Origin of the sequence: Paenibacillus glucanolyticus, assembly GCF_037333485.1 — a bacterium.
Lineage (GTDB): Bacteria > Bacillota > Bacilli > Paenibacillales > Paenibacillaceae > Paenibacillus_AQ > Paenibacillus_AQ glucanolyticus.
Genome location: NZ_CP147845.1, coordinates 2191118 through 2209674 on the forward strand (window position 1 = coordinate 2191118; position 18557 = coordinate 2209674).

The following is an 18557-nucleotide window of genomic DNA, read 5'->3' on the forward strand; positions in this document are numbered from 1 at the left end:
TATCTACTTGTTTACTGTTTGAAGTTATCGTGAAGGGTTTCAAAGATAATCGTGAAGATTGAAAAGGTGTTAAGTTGGTTTCAGAAAAGCAAAAGTGAAATGCTGAAAATTCTTTGAGTGATCTTGAAACAAAAAATGCAATTTGATATTAATGATATATGACCATATTAAGATCTCTGGAATTTTTTCCGGAGGTCTGTTTGACTTTATGGAGAAATTTAGTTCTTTTTGGAAGGGGGAGAGAACTATGTCGAATATCTGATAAAAGAGTCTCATAGTATGATATTTTCTAGTATACAAATTATGACGGAAGTATTATTAATTGTATAGGTGGCCGCGGTGATACATTCTAATCTGATACTAGTAGGGTCCAATCATGGACTATAAGCAAAATCTCGAGTTCCGTGGCTCAATACAATTCTAAACTCCTACATTAGCTTTCTGAATTAAATATCTGTTTGTACTTCTCGATGAACTTAGGTTTATTTGAAAATCCGATACAAATCAGGACACCAGAGTATATGTATGCTTGAATAACCCAGCCGACCTTTGGATAAATGTTTAAAAACCAATCGTGTACAGTTACTTCATAAGTTTTAATTTTAGCTCCCATTCGTTTCTTATACTCAATTATCCCTTTGCTTGGAACATACCGAATATTGAGATGGGAATCTGCATTACGGATATCTCGATTGAGAACATCTGTAATAGCTTTGTATTTATTGCTTGAAGCTTCGTTGAATAGTTTAACCTTTTCGTATAGTGGACTTTTCATGACTCTGATAGTATCAACTTGCTCTCCATTTATTATATGTACTAGCTGAATACATGGAACAAGTATCTGTCCAATATATTCTACAGATTTCGAATAAGCAGTGAGAAAGGATGCCATTGCATGCTTTTGCTCGCTCAGTTTCCGTTCGCTTTTCCCTTCTAGTTCAGTGATAATCCGTTTAGCTTCGTGATGATAGCGAACTGTTTCGGTGTAACCTGAAATCCCTTCCGATTCAGGATTGTCTTTCGTGCCTCTCCAGTAAGCTGCCAACACTTCAATAGTTTCCTCGGGATTTATTTCAAAGGCTTCAATGTATAGCTTGATGAACAACATCATGATTCGCTTTACAATTGGTTTTCCATACTGATTCGTTTCCGAAAGCCATTCATCAAGGATCGTCACAAAATAGTCTGTTTGGCTAACTAGTTCGCGTTGTTCCACAAGTTTGCGAGTGACTTCCCCAAATATACCTTCAAGAGAAAGTTCGTCCAGTTCATTTGCTGCTTCTATAAAGTTTGGGTATTGGTTCATGTTTATCGACCTCTTCCAAATAATGTTCTATTAATAGAATACTGCAAGTTGTTAGGCCGTGTTTAACGAGCTTGAGCCGCAACCTTACGCCCAGTGATCTTTTTTTCTAATATGAACATCTCCAATTGCGATGATACCATGTTATATTGCAGTCAGCACTAATTAATTCTATAACAAACAGTCGGTGGTTAAACTACTTGTATTATATATAGTTAATGATTTTTGTGCCTATTGCGAAATCAAGAATGACATAATGTACTGTCTATAATTTTTCCTCTAAATACTCCGAAATTATAGTCATATCATGGGTTCGGACTTTTTGATCTTTTGTATGAGTATAGTTTATAAAATGTAAAAATAATATTCCAAAATTACTTCATAAAAATCTTACAAAGCCCCGGATTAAATGGTAATGAAGATAATGTAAGAGTCCTTCTTCAGAATGGTATAAAAATTTGCTCCTTCCTTATCTATGAGCCCTTCCATTTATCGGATCAAAAAGAGTGACAAATGGAACTTGAATTGCTTGGTAATCTGCTAAATAAAGCGTTTAGAGCACTAAGTGAATTCAGTAATGACCAGAATTAATCAAAAATGAATTTCAAGACCTAGACGATGATTACACAATAATAGGCTGTATTACTTAGAAAAGGACTTTTTCTTTATTCATTTGCAGGAAGAAGGTCACGAGTTGTCGAAAAGTAGCAGATAAAGAGGTTGATTGGTTTTAGATAACAATGGGAGTCGGTTGTAAGTTTTGTACGACTATTCATCTGAGTGGGGGAGGAAAATGGCAGTCAGTGTTCAAAATATAGAAGAATCATTGTCAGTATCTTATGTCAGTGCTGTTGTCGCAAAGGCAGGAGCTTCATTTGATATAGTTTCACGTGATTACGGAGTTGATGTATGTGTGAGGCGTATTGATAAGTTTAATGGCATGTTAATGGATATGGGAGTCTCGTTTGACTTCCAGTTAAAGTCCACCACTAATTGGGAGGTGGACGGTTCGTTTATCGTGTATGATATCGAGGCTGATGCATACAACAAGTTAATTTACAGGCATAACGCCAGTGCAACTCCATGTTTATTAGTTTTATTGTGTCTCCCAAAGGATTCTAACGAGTGGATATGCTTATCTGAAGATGAGTTAAAGCTAAGGAAGTGTGGATACTTCTTCTATGTACGAGGAGAAATGACTCCAAACAAGAGAAGTACCAGGATTAGAATACCAAGGGATAACGTTCTTACGCCTGAGGCCATCAAAAAATTGATCAATGAAGTAGGATCGGGTGTTCTAAGATGAAAATTCAGATACCTACTAAATTACCTTTGTTAGATTTAATTCGATATCTAAAAGATATTGGATGGTCGATTGCGGAACATCCAAATGACAAGTTAATTGTATTTCGAGGGCCTCTTAATGATTTTGGCAAACCTTTAGAAATCGCTATCCCTAAGAATGATGAGTATCAGGACTACAATAGCAGGGTTCAAGACGCCCTTAGAATTATTGGGATATTGAATGGTAAAGGCATTCAGGAAATAGTGAATGAAATACTGCTGACAAGCCATGATGTTTTTAAGGTAAGAATTCTCGATACTGGTGATTATACCAATAGCATACCTTTACCATATGCAACTAATTCTTTGAGAAATATAAAGGATCTTTTTGTATACGGAGCGTGTTCTGAGCAAGTGAGCCTTCCTTATTTTGATAAGCCGTTGCAGGTAGGAATAAATCATGCACATCTTTGCCGTTTCGGTCATACATTTGAAGGAAGTTTTGGTTTAGCCATCCGTTCTCCTATCATAAATGACTATATACAAATAGAGATGTTTGAAGAACGAGCTGCACTTCCATTCGAACGCAAGGTCATGGAACGAATTATTCGAGGAATAGAACTATTGAATCAATCTGTAAAAGCAGACAACGGGGACATATTGGTCAACAGCTACGATGTTGCTTTCAATTCAAGAATGTGTGAATCACTTTTAGAACTATCTGCTAATAAATTAATAAGGATAGGATTGGATATAGAGTGGAGTCCCAAATTCGAAGTTTCTGACGACATAAAAGGTAAGAATGGCTGGATATTGTCAGAAGCATCATACAAAGTGTTGGAATATGCTGCCGAGGAATTAAATAAAATTGAACCTTATAATGAGACAGTTGTGGGTAATATTGTTACACTGCACTCAAATAAAAATCCAATGAGTGATGAGGATTTCTTACGACAGGCAACAATTAAACATGAAATTGATGGTAAGAAGGTTCTTATTAAACTTGATTTAGATAAAAAAAACTATGCTATTGCATACGAAGCACATGGCAAGGGAGTTCCTATCAAAGCATCAGGAATTCTCTTTAAAAAAGGAAACACTTGGAGAATGATTGATGTAACGGGTGTTTCAATACTTAAAAATGAATAGAGAAGTAGGCAGTAAAGATGATTATTGAGTGTCCATATGTTCCCATGAATGTTGATACCAAGAATGTGGGGAACATACATGAAGCGGAAAAACAGATATTCCTTATTTACTAAGGGTTTATGCTGGCGAGAAAACAAAAAGACTGGACGATTGAAGAGGTAGTAGACAGGATCTTTTCGATTAACGAAGACAATGAGAACTTTTGGTCTACATCTCATGGGTGGGCACGGTATCTGGCGGACCTCTTGAACATTTCAAGATTAGATTAGCAGTCATCATTATCGCATACTTTGATGTTATGGATAGACATTTCTTAGTCCAACGATGAGAAGAAGAAAGCCCTTACCCCTCTCGGGTAAGGGCTCTCTTCACTTCCCCTCAATTTAACTCTTGATAGCCCCCATCATAATCCCCTTCACAAAATACCTTTGCACAAAAGGATACACCATAATGATCGGCAGCGTGGCGACCATGGTCACCGCCATGCGGATGCTTTCGCTGGACACCGGGATCCGCTTGGAGCCCTGGGCCAACTGCTGGGCGTCGGATATCATGCCGGCGGTTTGGAACTGGTTGAGGATTTTGACCAGCACAGCTTGCAGGGTCTTGAGCTCCGGCTTGTAGGTATAGACATAGGAGTCATACCAGGAGTTCCAGTGGCCGATGGCCAGGAACAGGCCGATTGTGGCGAGCACCGGCACGCACAGCGGTAGGATGATGCGGAAGAACGTCTGCAGGTCGTTGGCACCGTCGATTTTGGAGGATTCCTCGATCTCGCCGGGGATCTGCTCCATGAAGGTACGCACGAGAATCATCAGGAAGACGCCGATCAGGCCGGGGAAGATGTAGACCCAGAAGGAGTCGATCAGTCCCAGGGATTTGATAATCATATAGGTTGGAATGAGGCCGCCGCCAAAATACATCGTGAACACAAAGAAGAAGGAGAAGTATTTCCAGCCGAGCAGGCTGCGCTTGCTGAGCGGATAGGCGAGCAGCGTGATGAAGAAGATGGAGGCCGCCGTTCCGACAACGGTCCGGAGTACGGTCACCTGAATGGCGTTCCATATCTCCGGATTCCGGAAGATGGTCACGTAACTCTCGATGGTAGGCACTCTTGGCCAGAAGTACAGATTGCCCCGCATCGTATCGGTGGCATCGTTCAGGGAGATGACCAGGATGTTCCAGAAGGGATAGAAGGTCACGAGAAAGATGCCGGCCAGGAATACATATAAAGAGGCATCAAAGATGCGTTCGGGCATGGTTTTTTTGCTGATCATGGGTGAACCTCCTTATGTTTAGAATAGGGACTGGCCGTTAAGCTTCTTCGCCGTATAGTTGACGATGACCACAATGATGAAGGCCACAACAGAGCTGAACATGCCGACGGCTGCTGCATAGGAGAACATACCGTTCTGGATACCGTAACGGAACGAATAGGTGGACAGCACGTCGGAGTAATCCCGCGTCAAGTCGTTGCCCAGCAGGAAATGCTGGTCGAAGCCCGCATTCAGAATGCCGCCGAGTGCCAGGATTAGCAGAATGACTATTGTTGGTTTCAAGTGAGGCAGGGTAATGAACCGGATCTGCTTGAATCGGTTGGCGCCATCCACCTTGGCAGCCTCGTACAGCTCCGGGTTGATGGACGATATCGCTGCCAGATACATAATCGAGCTGTAGCCCATATCCTTCCACGTATTGCCGAGCGCGACGATCCACCAGAAGTATTTTCCGTTCTGCAGGAATAAAACGCTTTCATTGGTGATATGGAAGAACTTCAATATGCCGTTTATTGCACCATCTGAAGACAGCAGGGTGACGATGATATTTGCCGCAATTACCCAGGAAATGAAATACGGAAGATAAGAGGCGGTTTGCACCGTCTTTTTGAATTTCACGTTCTTGATTTCGTTAATCGCGATGGCGATCAGAATCGGCATCGGGAAGGAGAACAGAAGCGTGATCAGCGTGGAAGCCAGCGTATTGCGCATAACGATCCAGAAGTCGCCGTTGTTGAAGAAGTAGCGGAACCATTCGAAGCCGACGAACTCGCTTGTGAACAGGGTCGACCAGAAGCCGCCCAGGGTAGGCTGGTAATTGACAAACGACATGTATAAACCAACCATGGGCGTGTAGGCAAATACAATGGCCCAGATCAGACCTGGCAGCATCATCAGGAATAAATATTTCTGCTGCTTCAGAATGGCCCATCGTCTTTTTCCGGGAGGATTTATGTTGATGTCACTCCGCGTCTGTAGTGTTGTAGCAGGTTTCATATGGGGCACCTCGCATCTCAAGTTATCTAAAATTATAAGACTCCCAAAAAAAGAGTGTCGATATGACAATGTAACGAATGATGCTTGAAAATAACTTACATTGTTTGTTCCCATAGTTAAAATGGCGAAATCGCTATAATATTAAGGGATAAGCTGACACAGGGGGTATGAACATGTATAGCATTTTTCTCGTAGATGACGAAGAGCTGGAGCTAGAGATGATCCGAGATTATATTCGTTGGGAAGAGATGGGGATATATGTAGCCGGAACAGCCCTGAATGGCAGGGATGCTGCTGAGAAGATTGAAGTGATCCAGCCTGATATCGTGCTGACGGACGTCCAGATGCCTGTGATGAACGGACTTGATTTGGCTAAGCAGGTGAATGAGCAGTTTGACTGGATTCAGTTCGTATTCCTGACCGGACATGATGAATTCAATTATGTGAAGTCAGCTTTGAATGTGGGAGCGGTCGGCTATTTATTGAAGCCGCTGGACTTAAGTGAAATTGTAAGCGTTATCGATAAAGTGAAACAGCGCTGCGAGGAAGTACGGATGAAGAACCGTTCGATTCGCGTGACCAAATCCAATATTGTTAGAGAAATGATTTTTGAGAAGAACGAGGAACGCTTATTGAACCTGGCTGGCAGCTACCATAAGCTGTCCCGTGATTCGGAGCCGAAGACGCATACCCTTGCTCTGCTGAGTATCGATAGTCAAAGCGTCACACCATCGGGACTGTCTATGGAGGATGGCCTGGCACGACTTCAGACTTATATGGAGGAATGGCTCGCGGACAAAAAGCTGCAGGCTGACTTTGTTGTCTGCCGGGAAGGGGAGCTTGGCATCCTGATGGATGCTGCTTACCATTTGAGCTGGTTTACTTGGGAAGATGTGCTGAAGGAGATGCAGGGTACGCTCGGCTTTACGATGACGGCGGCTGTAAATGAAGAACCCGAGGAGCTGTCCCGCGTCCAGGATTTATACCGGGAGACGCGTTTCATGCTGGAGGAGATGTTCTACGTCGGGAACGGGAGAGTCATCTATGCCAAGGATGTGCAGCGGCAGCTGGGGAGCCGCCAAATTCCTCCTTTTCAAGAGGCCGCTTATTTCGAGGATATTCATCAGCTGGCATTGGAAGAGGCCGCGCAGAAGCTGCGGGAGTTCTTCAGTCGGCTGGTTAAACTTCGGATTACGAAATCGGAGGTGTGCGACTTTGCGATTGGCGTGGTGGAGCGCCTGCTGGAGCAGATCCATGAACCGATGACAGAGAGCCACAGGCGGGCAGAGCTCTACCAATCCATCTATCAATGTCGGACGATTATGGAAATCGAAGCGATTGTCTTGGAGTTTGCCAGGCATGCAATCGATACGCTGGAACACCGGTTCATGGACAAAAATGCGAGACTGGTGCATCAGGTGAGAACGACCATCGATCAGACCTTTCATCAGGCCATTACCATCAACAGTTTGTCCGATCAGGTATATCTGTCTCCCAACTACTTGCGTTCCATCTTCAAAGAGAAAACCGGGATGACGATCCATGATTATTTAACGAGAATTCGCTTGAGCAAAGCCAAGGAGCTGCTGGCTGACGATTCCCTGAAAGTCCAGGATGTCGCTCAAAGGGTCGGTTACGAGAGCACGTCCTACTTCATTTCCTTATTCCTCAAGAGCCAAGGAGTCACGCCTAATGAATACCGAAAAAGCATATAGCCCACTCGGAAGGCTGGGCCGTATCGCGAGGTCCTTCCCACTCGGCCAGAAGCGCGCGTATTCCAATTGGCGGCTTCGGCACAAGTTCTTTTTTATCTTCCTGATCGTGATCATCCTGCCGTTCTCGCTATTGATCTATTACTCGTATTCCTCGACCCGCAGCACCATTACGGAGCATACCTATACCGCGCTGAACGGATCGCTGGCACAGATAAACACGAATGTGGAGAAGCGGCTGGAGTATTACAATCAACTGTCGAACATTCTCTACATGGATGCCCAGCTCCGTAATTACCTGTCTACCGATTATGAGCAGGCTTATTATTATCTGGATGCATTCCAATATATCAACCGCACGCTGCCGTCCCTGATGACGCTGAATGCCAACATTCTGGGCATTACGATTTATACGGGCAACCATACCCTCTATTCCGACGGTCAATATGTCAAATATACGGAGGAGCTAGCCCCATCGTTAGAAGAACAGGTGCTGGAGGCCGCGGGAAACACGGTGTATTTCCATTCCGAGGACTTCCGGGCCGAAGAGGCGTCAATCACCATTGCGCGTTCATTGAGTTATTTCAGCCTGCAGCATCCGTACGGCATTCTGACCATCGACATTAACGATAATGAATTTTACTCCCTGATCAAGATGGAGAACTATAACAAGAGCGTCTATATCATTGACCAAAATGGCAGCGTGATCAGCACGGGAGATCAGGAGCTGAAGTCGAACCAGTTGTTTGACGTATTTCCCATTCAGGAGAAACTGACGGAGGACGACGGTTATTTCGATATTCGAATACACGGGCAGGAACGCTTTTTTACATATAAAAAGCTGAGTAACGGCTGGGCCACGGTCATTACCGTGCCATATGACGAGCTGCTCGCCAATACAAACAAGGCGACCAGGAATATCATCTGGTATTCTGCCGTAGCGATTGGCATCGCGGTCCTGCTGCTCTATTTTACGACCAAGTTCATGACCAAGCGCATCGAGGTGCTGCTGCAGCAGATTCGGAAGGTGGAGCGCGGGGATTTCCGGCTGTCGATCAAACCAATGGGGCATGACGAGATCGGCCAGGTGTCCTTTGCATTCAATAAGATGGCCTCTACCATTCAGACCTTGATCCATGACGGGTACGTGAAGGAGATAGCAAGGAAAGAGTCGGAACTGAACACCCTGCAGGCGCAGATCAATCCCCATTTTCTGTACAACACCCTGTCCTCGATATCTTCCCTGGCGTTGAAGGAAGGGGCGATGCAGGTGTATCAGATGGTTAATTACTTGGCCAAGTATTACAGGGTATCGCTGAATAAGGGGAAGCGCATCATTCTGCTGGAACAGGAAATCAATCTGGTGAAGAACTATGTGGCGATTCAGAAAATACGGTTTCGGGACAAGCTGCATATGCATTATGACCTGGATAAGCAGCTGTTCGGGACCACGACCATCAAGCTCATTCTGCAGCCGTTCATTGAGAACTGCATCAATCATGCCATATGGGATGAGTCGGGGATCAACATCATTGTGAAGGTGAGGCGTGAGGGTGACGGCATTGTACTTCAGGTTATTGATGATGGCATCGGGATGACGCCGGAGCAGCTGGATCAAGCCCTGAATAAATCCGGCAATCTGTCCGGGTATGGCGTGAAAAATGTGGATGACCGGATCAAGCTCACCTATGGGGAGGAATATGGCGTCAGCATCTTCAGCCGACTCGGCATCGGAACGGCGGTCACCATTCGGATACCTGTAATCTCCGATAGGCATCCCGAATATCAACTGGACAGGCAGCAGGCCTTGTTGGAATGACAGACGTTTTGCATTATGAATTGTAAGATTGCGTTATAGAACAATGAACTCCCTGTTTTTACAATGATAGATATATTCGATCACATGAATATGACGACCTTAGAAAGGGGTTCAGGGTATGAAGAAACTAAAATTGATTCTGGCAGCAGCCCTTGTTATGACAACGCTTTCGGCATGCGGCGGCAACCAGAAGGCGGCATCGGGCGGAGACAGCGGTACGGAAGGGGACAGCAGCGCACCCATTACGTTAACCTGGTTTGACCAAAACACGGGGGATGCCTTCACCAATCCGGTTGCGCAAGTGATTACGGAAAAGACGGGGGTCACGGTTGAAATCCAGCAGCCTACGGGCAATCCGGTAGAGAAGCTGAACCTGATGCTGGCCAGCGGCGATCTTCCCGATGTTATTTTGATGAGTCGTGGAAGCGATATCATGAACAAATATATTACCTCCGGTGCGGTCATTCCGCTGAATGATCTGATCGAAGAACATGGACCTAATATTCAGAAAATGTACGGCGATACGCTGACCAAAACGAGAAGCGAGGACGGCAACAATTATTATTTCTCCAATTGGTACGGCCTGGAGCAGTACCCGGTGTTCGGATTCATGATGCGCAAGGACATCATGAAGGAGCTCGGCGTCGGCGATAAGATGGACAATGGGGAGCCGTTCACGGCGGAAGAATTCGAGGCATTGCTGGTAAAATTCAAAGAGAAATATCCGACCATCGACGGCAAAGAGAGCATTCCGATGTCACTTAATGGCGAGAATATCGGGAGCGTCAGCGGCAGCTTCAAAGGGATGTACGGCATCATGCCGTATTACGAAACGAACGGTGAGCTGAAGAAGGACATTCGCGATCCCCGCTACCTTGAAATGGTTAAATTCCTGAATTCCCTGTATCACAAGGGGCTGCTCGATAAGGAATGGGCCACGATGAAGACCAAGCAGTACGAGCAGAAGCTGGGCAACGGCAACGTATTTGCCACGGCGGAAGCGCTGTGGAATGTGGGCAATGCGAATGCGCTGCTCAAAACCGAAGCCGCCGATAAGGCCACCGAGGACGAGCGCCAATTCTATCAATATAAAGTGCTGGCCCCGGGCGTGAAGCCCGAAGAGACAACCTACGGACCGAAGAGCTCTCTGGGCTGGGACGGGGTCACGATCAGCCGCTCCAACAAGGATCCGGTCAGAACGATGAAGCTGCTGGATTTCCTCGCCAGCGAGGAAGGCCAGTACCTGCTGATGTGGGGGGTTGAGGGCGAGCATTGGGATATGAAGGACGGCAAGCATGTGCCAAGACAGGAAGTGCTGGATGCTTTCAAGAAGAACTGGGACGAGGCCTCTCGTACAACAGGCATCCGCAAGTGGACCTGGATGATCAAGAACGGTCCCGGCGAGGACGGTACCCCGTATGACCTGATGGGCCGTTACCAAACCGATCCGGTCACGGATCTGGCGATTAAGAATCTGGCGGACACGTCCTTTGATACGGCACCTTATGACAATTTGGGACCTGCAGGCGGAACGCCGGAGGCCATCATGGAGACGAAGGTGAATGATACGATCAATAAATATTTTCTGAAGATGGCCCTGTCGCCTTCCGAGGATCAAGTGGTGGAGTCTTATAACCAGATGATGGCAGAGGTTGAGGCAGCTGGACTTGCCAAGCTGGAAAAGATCTATACGGACAACTACAACCAACGTCAACAATTATGGGATAAATAATCGTGCTGAGGGGAGTCAGAAGATGCTTCGTCTTTTGGCTCCCCTTTGCTCTATGATCCAACATCAATGCGCAGCGGAAGGATGATATTCAGTGACCATTCAATATCAAGAGCAGCATCGGGTCTTTGCCATTCAGACCCATCACAGCACTTATCTATTCGGGATTAACGACCAAGGCAGCTTGCAGCATCTGTATTGGGGACAGCCTGTCGGGGTGGAAGATGCGGCACGGCTGCTTCAGCCGAGATCACATAGCTCGTTCGACGCGGAAGTGCATTCGGAGGTAGAGGAATACAGCTTCTGGGGCGGAGTCAAATACAGCGAGCCCAGCCTGAAGGTCCGCATGTCTGACGGCGTGCGCGACCTGTCGGTTCGTTATGCCGGGCATGAAACGGTGGAGCGGGATGGCAGGCAAGCCCTGGTCATCACGACGAAGGACGACGTGTATCCGTTTGAGGTCCAGCTGGAATACCGGGTAATCCCTGAACATGACCTCATCGAGCGGACAGCCCGGATCATGAACCGCGGCGAGACGGATATCGTTCTGGAAAACGTGCAGTCTGCCGCTTGGGTTATGCCGTATCTGGCGGATTACCGACTCACGCATGTGACGGGAAAATGGTCCGGGGAGTTCCAGCTTCGGAACACCTTCCTCAGTGAAGGGAAGAAGGTGCTGGAATCTCGCAGAGGCTTTACGGATAGCCATGCCAACCCGTGGTTTGCGATGGATAACGGACAGGCGACGGAATCGGAGGGGCAGGTCTGGTTCGGCGCGCTGGCCTGGAGCGGGAACTGGAGAATCACGGCGGAGCGGACGGTGTTCGATCATGTTCGTGTGACCGGAGGCATTCATGATTTTGACAGCGAGTGGGTACTCGGAGCAGGTGAAACCTTTGATACCCCTTGCTTCGTTGGGGGGTACAGCAGCGGTGGCTTCGGCGGGATGAGCCGACAGCTGCACCGGTACCAGTATTCGGACGTGCTGCCGAGTGGTGAAACCAGGCCTGTGCTGTATAACTCCTGGGAAGCGACGTATTTCGATGTGAACGCCACCGATCAGATGGCCCTCGCCGAGCGAGCGGCACACATGGGCGTTGAGCTGTTTGTTGTGGATGACGGCTGGTTCGGGCAGAGGAATCACGACCGAGCGGGGCTGGGCGATTGGTACGTGAACCGGGAGAAATTCCCGAACGGCCTGAGCGAGCTGATCGACAAGGTACATGAGCTCGGAATGGAATTCGGGATCTGGGTGGAGCCCGAGGCCGTCAATCCGGACAGCGATCTGTACCGTGAGCACCCGGATTGGGTGTACCATTTCGCAACACGGGAGCGGTCCGAGCTTCGCAATCAGCTGCTGCTGAACATGTCCAAGCCGGAGGTTAAGGCGTACATTCTGCAGTTTATGACCGACCTGCTGGAGAAGCATGACATCAAGTTCATTAAATGGGATATGAACCGGACGGTGACGGAGCCCGGAATGAAGGATCATCCGCTGCACCGCCAGAAGGAGATTTGGATTCGCCACGTACAGAGTCTGTACGAGATCTGGGCGGAGCTGCGGCGCAAATTCCCGCATGTGGCGTTTGAGACCTGTGCCGGAGGCGGAGCGCGCATTGATCTTGGCATCTTCCGTTATGCGGACCAGGCTTGGCCGAGCGATAACACCGATGCTTTTGACCGTCTCAGCATTCAAGAAGGCTTCTCGTATTCGTATGCGCCGCGGATGATGACCTGCTGGGTAACCGAGTCGCCGACCGGCATGAACAAGAGAGAAGTATCTCTTAAGTACCGCTTTCACAGCGCCATGATGGGGACACTCGGTATCGGCGCAAACCTCAATGAATGGAGCGATGAGCTGATGGAGCAGTCGGCCGCGTATGTCTCGCAGTATAAATCGATTCGTCATTTGGTCCAATTCGGCAGCCAGTATCGGTTGTCCTCGCTACAGCATAAAGGCGTAACGGCCGTACAATATGGCAGCGAAGACGGAAGCGACAATGTGCTGTTTGCGTTCCTGCACAGCCAGAAGCTGGGCGAACCGCTGCCAAGATTGCGGCTTACAGGGCTGCAAGCCGATCAGCCGTATGCTATTGAGGGAGTGGAGGGCGAGTGGAGCGGCAGGGCTCTGATGAACATCGGAATTGAGCTGCCCTTGCGCGGGGATTTTGACAGCTTGGTTTATCGGATACAGATTCAAGAATAGATGCTGTCTACCGGAACGGAAACGTCGTGTTGTCTTATAGACGATACGGCGTTTTTTTTGCCGTTGACTTCTACGCTTACGTCAATATTATCGTTGCTAGCCCTCTATTGTAAATTCCATATCCTCCACTACATCGGATTGGCCGTCAAGCATGACAACGGTCCAAACATTCTTCGCCTCGGAATAATGTATCGATTTAACAAACGGCAATCCGATCGTGTTAAAGTGGTCCAATGTCCTGATAATGACTTCTTGCTGAGTGAGTCGGGATGTTTCAGGCTGTTCGGTTTTGATGATATCTATGTTCTTAGCTGAAGCTTGGGCAGGATAGGAGGTTTCGATGCCGCCATCGAGTTCAATGGAAACTTTTTGACCTAACGCTATATTTTTCTTGGTTCTTATCCAAATCGCGTCAATAAATTCGGATTGTTCATCGTAATGGGTTACCAAGATCCTGTTCTCTTCTTGTTGAACGACATACCCGATATACTCAGGCTCAGGTTGATCCGCGCTATCACTGTTATTACTGCAACCACAGATAAGGATAGCCAATATCATGAAGACAAGCAGAGATTTGTTCATCGCTTTTTCCTCCTGAAAATAGTAAGGGCTAGTAGACGTGGTAAAGATCGAATCGGGCGGCGACGAGACTACCCCTTCCGGGTATCCCGATAATCGGAAGGGGACTTTCCCATGATTTTTTTGAACAGCCGCGAGAAGTAGTACGGGTCCTGGAACCCGAGCCGGTGGCTGATCTCCTTGATGCTCTGGCCGGTCAGGTCCAGATGCTGGCAAGCGAGCTGGATCTTGAGGCGCAGGTAGTAATCGATCGGGGAATAACCCGTCGCTTCCTTGAATCGGAAGGTGAAGTGAGGGACGGACAGATTGGCATAAGCCGCAAGCTCCTTCAGGCTCACATTGCGCTCCAGATGCTCTGTCATGAAGCGCAGCGTCTCGTCCAGATCGTGCTTGTGCGGCGGTTGAAGGCCATGCTGGGGCTGAAGCCGGGCAAGCCGGATGATAGCCGCCAGGTGGCCCGCCAATTGCGAGACATGGATAATATGGTTCAGCGTATATCCCTTTTGCAGCAGATCATAACTCTCCTGGAACAGCTCCACCATTCGCCGCGATTGATCGACCGGAATGACCGCCGGTTCCGCGGCGTCGCTGAAGCCTTCGTAATAATCGCCCGCAGATTGCCCTTTCATATGCCACCAGTAAATACTCCAGGGCTGCTGCTCCGACGAAGCATACGCATGCGGAGTACCCGGCGGAATGACAACCACCTGGCCCTTGAGAAGCCGGAACGCTTTATGGCCGTTCATCCGGCACCAGCCTTCTCCATCCACGCAATACATAACGATGTAAGCCGCGCTGCCTTCCGGACGCTCCCGATAGTGATGAAGCGCACGCGGGAAATATCCAATGTCCGTCACATGCAGAGGCTGAACAAGCGGATGCCGGGCAGCTTCTTGCATAATATGATCCGGCAGGACGATAATTTTCTGGGATTGAAATCCGTCTGATTTTCGTAAATTATCCATAGTTATACTATGATTCGGGGGCTGGTGTTTGTCAACCGTGTGGAATATGAAAAATCAGAATATAATCCATCATGAACATGAGATCGTCAATGGCTCTTGTGAACTCGGACTACTAAGATAGAAACAGAAGCAGCCGAGTTTACGAAATCGAAAGGGATGATGATCATGACACAGCCATCGCAAGTAAGGGTATGGGAGCAGACGGTGGAAATCCCCACGTATGAGGTGGGCAAGCCGGACCGCAACCCCATGTTTCTGGAGAAACGGGTATATCAGGGGAGCTCGGGGAGAGTATATCCGCTACCTGTCATTGATAAAATTCACAATGAGAAGGTGTCCAAGCCTTACCGAATTATTTTCCTGGAAAATGATTATGTCCAGATTCAAATCATGCCCGAGATTGGCGGGCGGATTTACCGGGCTATCGACAAAACCAACAACTATGATTTTGTGTACTACAATCAAGTGATCAAACCGGCTTTAGTTGGACTTGCCGGCCCCTGGATTTCCGGGGGGATCGAATTCAACTGGCCTCAGCATCACCGTCCGAACACCTATGGGGAAGTGAATTGGAGGCTGGAAGGGAATCCAGACGGCAGCCAAACGGTATGGGTCGGCGAGATCGATCGAATGTACGGAACGAAGGTGTCCACCGGGTTCACGCTCTATCCGGGGAAGGCTTATCTGGAAATTCATGCGCAGATGTATAATCGCACCTCGGAGCCGCAGACCTTTCTCTGGTGGGCGAATCCGGCCGTGGCCGTCAACGATCACACCCAGTCCGTATTCCCGCCGGATGTTCATGCGGTGTTCGACCATGGGAAACGGGATGTGTCGAAGTTCCCGATTGCGACGGGCACCTACTATAAGCAGGACTATTCCGCAGGCGTGGACATTTCCAAGTACCGCAACATCCCGGTACCTACTTCCTATATGGCCTATCATTCGGATTACAATTTCGTGGGCGGGTATGATCATAGCTTGGATGCGGGAATTCTGCATGTCGCCAATAAACATATCTCCCCCGGCAAAAAACAGTGGACGTGGGGTCACGGCGAGTTCGGCCAAGCCTGGGACCGCAATCTGACCGACGAAGACGGTCCGTACATCGAGCTTATGACCGGCGTGTACACCGACAACCAGCCGGATTTCACCTGGCTCGCGCCTTACGAGGAGAAGAGCTTCAAGCAGTACTTCATGTCGTATAAAAACATCGGCATGGTGAAGAATGCTTCTATCGATGCGGCTGTTAACCTGGAAGTCCAGGGCAAGCAGGCGGTTGTACATGCTTATGCCACCTCGGTCAGGGAAGAGGCTCGCATTCTATTGACGGGAGGGGGACAGACGTATTTGGACCGTAAGGTCAAGCTGTCCCCTGCCGATACCTTCAAGAGCGTGATCGAGCTGGATCACGATGTGAATGAAGAGAATTTGAGGCTTGCGGTTATTGCTGCGGACGGCAGCGAATTGGTGTCCTACCGACCGAAGCCGCGCGGATTGGAGCGAACTCCGGACCCGGCCCAAGCGATTAGTGCGCCGGAGGAATTGAAGAATACCGAGGCCCTTTACTTGGCAGGGCAGCATCTGGAACAGTACCGGCACGCCACTTATGAACCGGAAGCCTACTATACAGAAGGACTTCGGCGCGATGCGGGGGATGTGAGGCTGAACAACGCCTACGGATTGCTGCTGCTGCGCAGGGGCTGCCTGGAGCAGGGTGAAGCCTATTTCAAAAAAGCCATCGAGACCCTGACTCGCCATAACGCACGTCCGTATGACAGCGAGCCGTTCTACCATTTGGGTAAAGCCCTGAAATGGCAGGGGCGTCTTGATGAAGCATACGCTTATTTCTACAAGTCTGTCTGGTCGGGAGCCTGGCAGGGTGCGGGTTATCTGGCATTGGCGCAGATTGCCTGCGAGAAGCAGGAGTATGAGGAGGCGTTCGAGCTGATCGAACGATCCCTGGCTGCCCAGTACCGGAATTACACGGCGCGCCATCTCAAGAGCATCATCCTAAGAAGGCTGGGACGCTTGAGCGAAGCGGAATTGTGGCTTCAGGAAACCATCAAGCTGGATCCGATGGATGCGGGTGCGAGAAATGAGCTGGTGAATGTATATCGAGAACAGAAGCAAGAGGATACCAGTCAGCGTACTTTGGAGTCGCTCTTCCAGCTTATGCGTGACGATCCGCACCACTATATCGCCCTTGCCCAGGATTATGCGGATGCGGGGCAGTACGGCGATGCCTTGGACATCCTGCAGTTTATCGAACGTCGTACTAATCCTGCGGTATATCCGATGGTTCATTATTATCAGGGCAGCTACCACATGAAAATGAACCAAGAGGAAGAGGCATCCGCCTCTTATCGAATGGCCTCGAAGGCCGATCCGTCCTACTGCTTCCCGAATTCCCTATATGACTATGTAACATTGAAGCAAGCGCTCAAGGTTCATCCCCATGATGCCAAGGCGTTGTATTACCTAGGGAATCTGCTGTATGACAAGAAGCGCTACGAGGAAGCCGTAAGCAGTTGGGAAGCGTCAGTCGATCTGGATGACAGCTTCCCAACACCGCAGCGGAATCTGTCGCTGGCTTACTATAACAAAAGGCAGGACCACGCCCAGGCGCTGGCATCCTTGCAAACCGCGTTCTCGCTGAACCCGGCGGATGCCAGAGTCTTCTACGAGCTGGACCAGCTGTATAAGAAGTTAGGGCATGCCCCGGCTGATCGCTTGAAGGCGATGGAGGAGCACATGGAGCTGGTAGAGCTGCGCGACGATTTATATCTGGAGTACATTACGCTGCACAACACGTTGAATCGTTACGAGGAGGCATTGGCATTGATTCTGAAACGTCACTTCCATCCATGGGAGGGCGGTGAGGGTAAGGTGCCGACGCAGTACGTACTGGCTCGGGTAGAGCTCGCGAAGGGTCTGTTGATGGAGCATCGATATGAGGAAGCCGTGACGCATTTGCTTGCAGCCAAGCAGTATCCGCTCAACATCAATGAAGGCAAACTCACGGGCGCGCAAGAGAATAACATCGACTATTATTTAGGCTGTGCGTACGAAGGTATTGGCCGACCGGAAGAGGCGAAGATATACTTCCAGCGAGCATCCGAAGGGCTGGATGAACCGACAAGTGCGATGTATTATAACGATCAGCCGCCGCACATGATTTTTTATCAAGGGGCTGCGCTAAGACAGCTGGGCAGAGAGCTTGAGGCGCGGAGTCGCTTCAACAAGCTGATTGATTACGGGGAGAAGCATATATTCGAGCCGCAGAGCATCGATTATTTTGCGGTATCGCTGCCGGATTTCCTCGTGTTTGACGAGGATCTGAACAGAAGAAACGAGATTCACTGCCATTATATGATGGGCCTTGGCTATCTCGGCCTAAATAAACGGCAGGATGCTGAGAAGCACTTGGGGCAGGCGCTCAAGCTGGAGCCTCATCATCAAGGAGCGGCGCAACACTTGGCGCTGTGCTCGGCTTCCATCTAATTGTGTTCGGACGCCCTCCAGGTGTGCCCGTGCT

Annotated in this window: 12 protein-coding genes; 7 read left to right on the forward strand and 5 right to left on the reverse strand. The window is 48.5% G+C overall.

The window, feature by feature from the left end; all coding sequences use genetic code 11:
• Positions 1-433: 433 nt before the first annotated feature.
• Complete coding sequence (locus tag WDY75_RS10540) at positions 434-1306, reverse strand: hypothetical protein (RefSeq protein WP_063480132.1); 873 nt, start codon at positions 1304-1306, stop codon at positions 434-436.
• 790 nt (positions 1307-2096) lie between these two features.
• Here WDY75_RS10540 and WDY75_RS10545 point away from each other — a divergent pair.
• Both WDY75_RS10545 and WDY75_RS10550 read left to right on the forward strand, forming a co-directional pair.
• Complete coding sequence (locus WDY75_RS10545) at positions 2097-2609, forward strand: DUF4365 domain-containing protein (protein ID WP_063480131.1); 513 nt, start codon at positions 2097-2099, stop codon at positions 2607-2609.
• Positions 2606-3736, forward strand: a complete 1131-nt coding sequence (locus tag WDY75_RS10550; RefSeq protein ID WP_063480130.1) for a hypothetical protein — start codon at positions 2606-2608, stop codon at positions 3734-3736. Before WDY75_RS10545 ends, WDY75_RS10550 begins: the two co-directional genes overlap by 4 nt.
• Positions 3737-4119: 383 nt before the next feature.
• On the opposite strand, the gene WDY75_RS10555 is transcribed toward WDY75_RS10550, so the two are convergent.
• Together WDY75_RS10555 and WDY75_RS10560 are read right to left on the reverse strand one after the other, a co-directional pair.
• The gene (locus tag WDY75_RS10555) at positions 4120-5013 is read right to left on the reverse strand and encodes a carbohydrate ABC transporter permease (protein ID WP_063480129.1); all 894 of its coding nucleotides are present in this window, start codon (positions 5011-5013) and stop codon (positions 4120-4122) included.
• Positions 5014-5031: 18 nt separating this feature from the next.
• Positions 5032-6009: an ABC transporter permease gene (locus tag WDY75_RS10560; RefSeq protein ID WP_063480128.1), complete on the reverse strand. Its 978-nt coding sequence runs from the start codon at positions 6007-6009 to the stop codon at positions 5032-5034.
• Positions 6010-6182: 173 nt separating this feature from the next.
• Here WDY75_RS10560 and WDY75_RS10565 point away from each other — a divergent pair, with 173 nt between their 5' ends.
• From WDY75_RS10565 to WDY75_RS10580, 4 genes are all read left to right on the forward strand, one after another.
• On the forward strand, positions 6183-7724 hold the full coding sequence (locus tag WDY75_RS10565) for a response regulator (RefSeq protein ID WP_063480127.1): 1542 nt from the start codon (positions 6183-6185) through the stop codon (positions 7722-7724).
• Complete coding sequence (locus WDY75_RS10570) at positions 7702-9540, forward strand: sensor histidine kinase (protein WP_063480126.1); 1839 nt, start codon at positions 7702-7704, stop codon at positions 9538-9540. The genes WDY75_RS10565 and WDY75_RS10570 overlap by 23 nt, the downstream gene beginning before the upstream one ends.
• A 118-nt stretch (positions 9541-9658) precedes the next feature.
• Positions 9659-11272, forward strand: a complete 1614-nt coding sequence (locus WDY75_RS10575) for an ABC transporter substrate-binding protein (protein WP_063480125.1) — start codon at positions 9659-9661, stop codon at positions 11270-11272.
• Positions 11273-11363: 91 nt separating this feature from the next.
• Entirely contained in the window at positions 11364-13475 is a 2112-nt protein-coding gene (locus tag WDY75_RS10580; protein ID WP_063480124.1) for an alpha-galactosidase, read from the forward strand.
• A gap of 96 nt (positions 13476-13571) precedes the next feature.
• Here WDY75_RS10580 and WDY75_RS10585 read toward each other — a convergent pair whose 3' ends face one another.
• Together WDY75_RS10585 and WDY75_RS10590 are read right to left on the reverse strand one after the other, a co-directional pair.
• Positions 13572-14057 carry a DUF3221 domain-containing protein gene (locus WDY75_RS10585; RefSeq protein WP_063480123.1) on the reverse strand — a complete coding sequence of 162 codons (486 nt, stop codon included), beginning with the start codon at positions 14055-14057 and terminating at the stop codon, positions 13572-13574.
• A 68-nt stretch (positions 14058-14125) separates the two neighbouring features.
• Positions 14126-15019 (reverse strand): AraC family transcriptional regulator, encoded by an 894-nt coding sequence (locus tag WDY75_RS10590; RefSeq protein ID WP_006211551.1) that lies wholly within the window; start codon positions 15017-15019, stop codon positions 14126-14128.
• Between the two features lie 165 nt (positions 15020-15184).
• Here WDY75_RS10590 and WDY75_RS10595 point away from each other — a divergent pair, with 165 nt between their 5' ends.
• Positions 15185-18523 carry a DUF5107 domain-containing protein gene (locus WDY75_RS10595; RefSeq protein WP_063480122.1) on the forward strand — a complete coding sequence of 1113 codons (3339 nt, stop codon included), beginning with the start codon at positions 15185-15187 and terminating at the stop codon, positions 18521-18523.
• The last annotated feature ends 34 nt before the right edge of the window (positions 18524-18557 follow it).

Excerpts from the sequence above, each read along its gene's own strand:
- WDY75_RS10540 (WP_063480132.1), bottom strand. The coding sequence starts at position 1,306 with ATGAACCAATACCCAAACTTTATAGAAGCAGCAAATGAACTGGACGAA.
- WDY75_RS10575 (WP_063480125.1), top strand. The coding sequence starts at position 9,659 with ATGAAGAAACTAAAATTGATTCTGGCAGCAGCCCTTGTTATGACAACG.
- WDY75_RS10585 (WP_063480123.1), bottom strand. The coding sequence starts at position 14,057 with ATGAACAAATCTCTGCTTGTCTTCATGATATTGGCTATCCTTATCTGT.
- WDY75_RS10590 (WP_006211551.1), bottom strand. The coding sequence starts at position 15,019 with ATGGATAATTTACGAAAATCAGACGGATTTCAATCCCAGAAAATTATC.
- WDY75_RS10560 (WP_063480128.1), bottom strand. The coding sequence starts at position 6,009 with ATGAAACCTGCTACAACACTACAGACGCGGAGTGACATCAACATAAAT.
- WDY75_RS10570 (WP_063480126.1), top strand. The coding sequence starts at position 7,702 with ATGAATACCGAAAAAGCATATAGCCCACTCGGAAGGCTGGGCCGTATC.
- WDY75_RS10545 (WP_063480131.1), top strand. The coding sequence starts at position 2,097 with ATGGCAGTCAGTGTTCAAAATATAGAAGAATCATTGTCAGTATCTTAT.
- WDY75_RS10555 (WP_063480129.1), bottom strand. The coding sequence starts at position 5,013 with ATGATCAGCAAAAAAACCATGCCCGAACGCATCTTTGATGCCTCTTTA.
- WDY75_RS10565 (WP_063480127.1), top strand. The coding sequence starts at position 6,183 with ATGTATAGCATTTTTCTCGTAGATGACGAAGAGCTGGAGCTAGAGATG.
- WDY75_RS10550 (WP_063480130.1), top strand. The coding sequence starts at position 2,606 with ATGAAAATTCAGATACCTACTAAATTACCTTTGTTAGATTTAATTCGA.
- WDY75_RS10595 (WP_063480122.1), top strand. The coding sequence starts at position 15,185 with ATGACACAGCCATCGCAAGTAAGGGTATGGGAGCAGACGGTGGAAATC.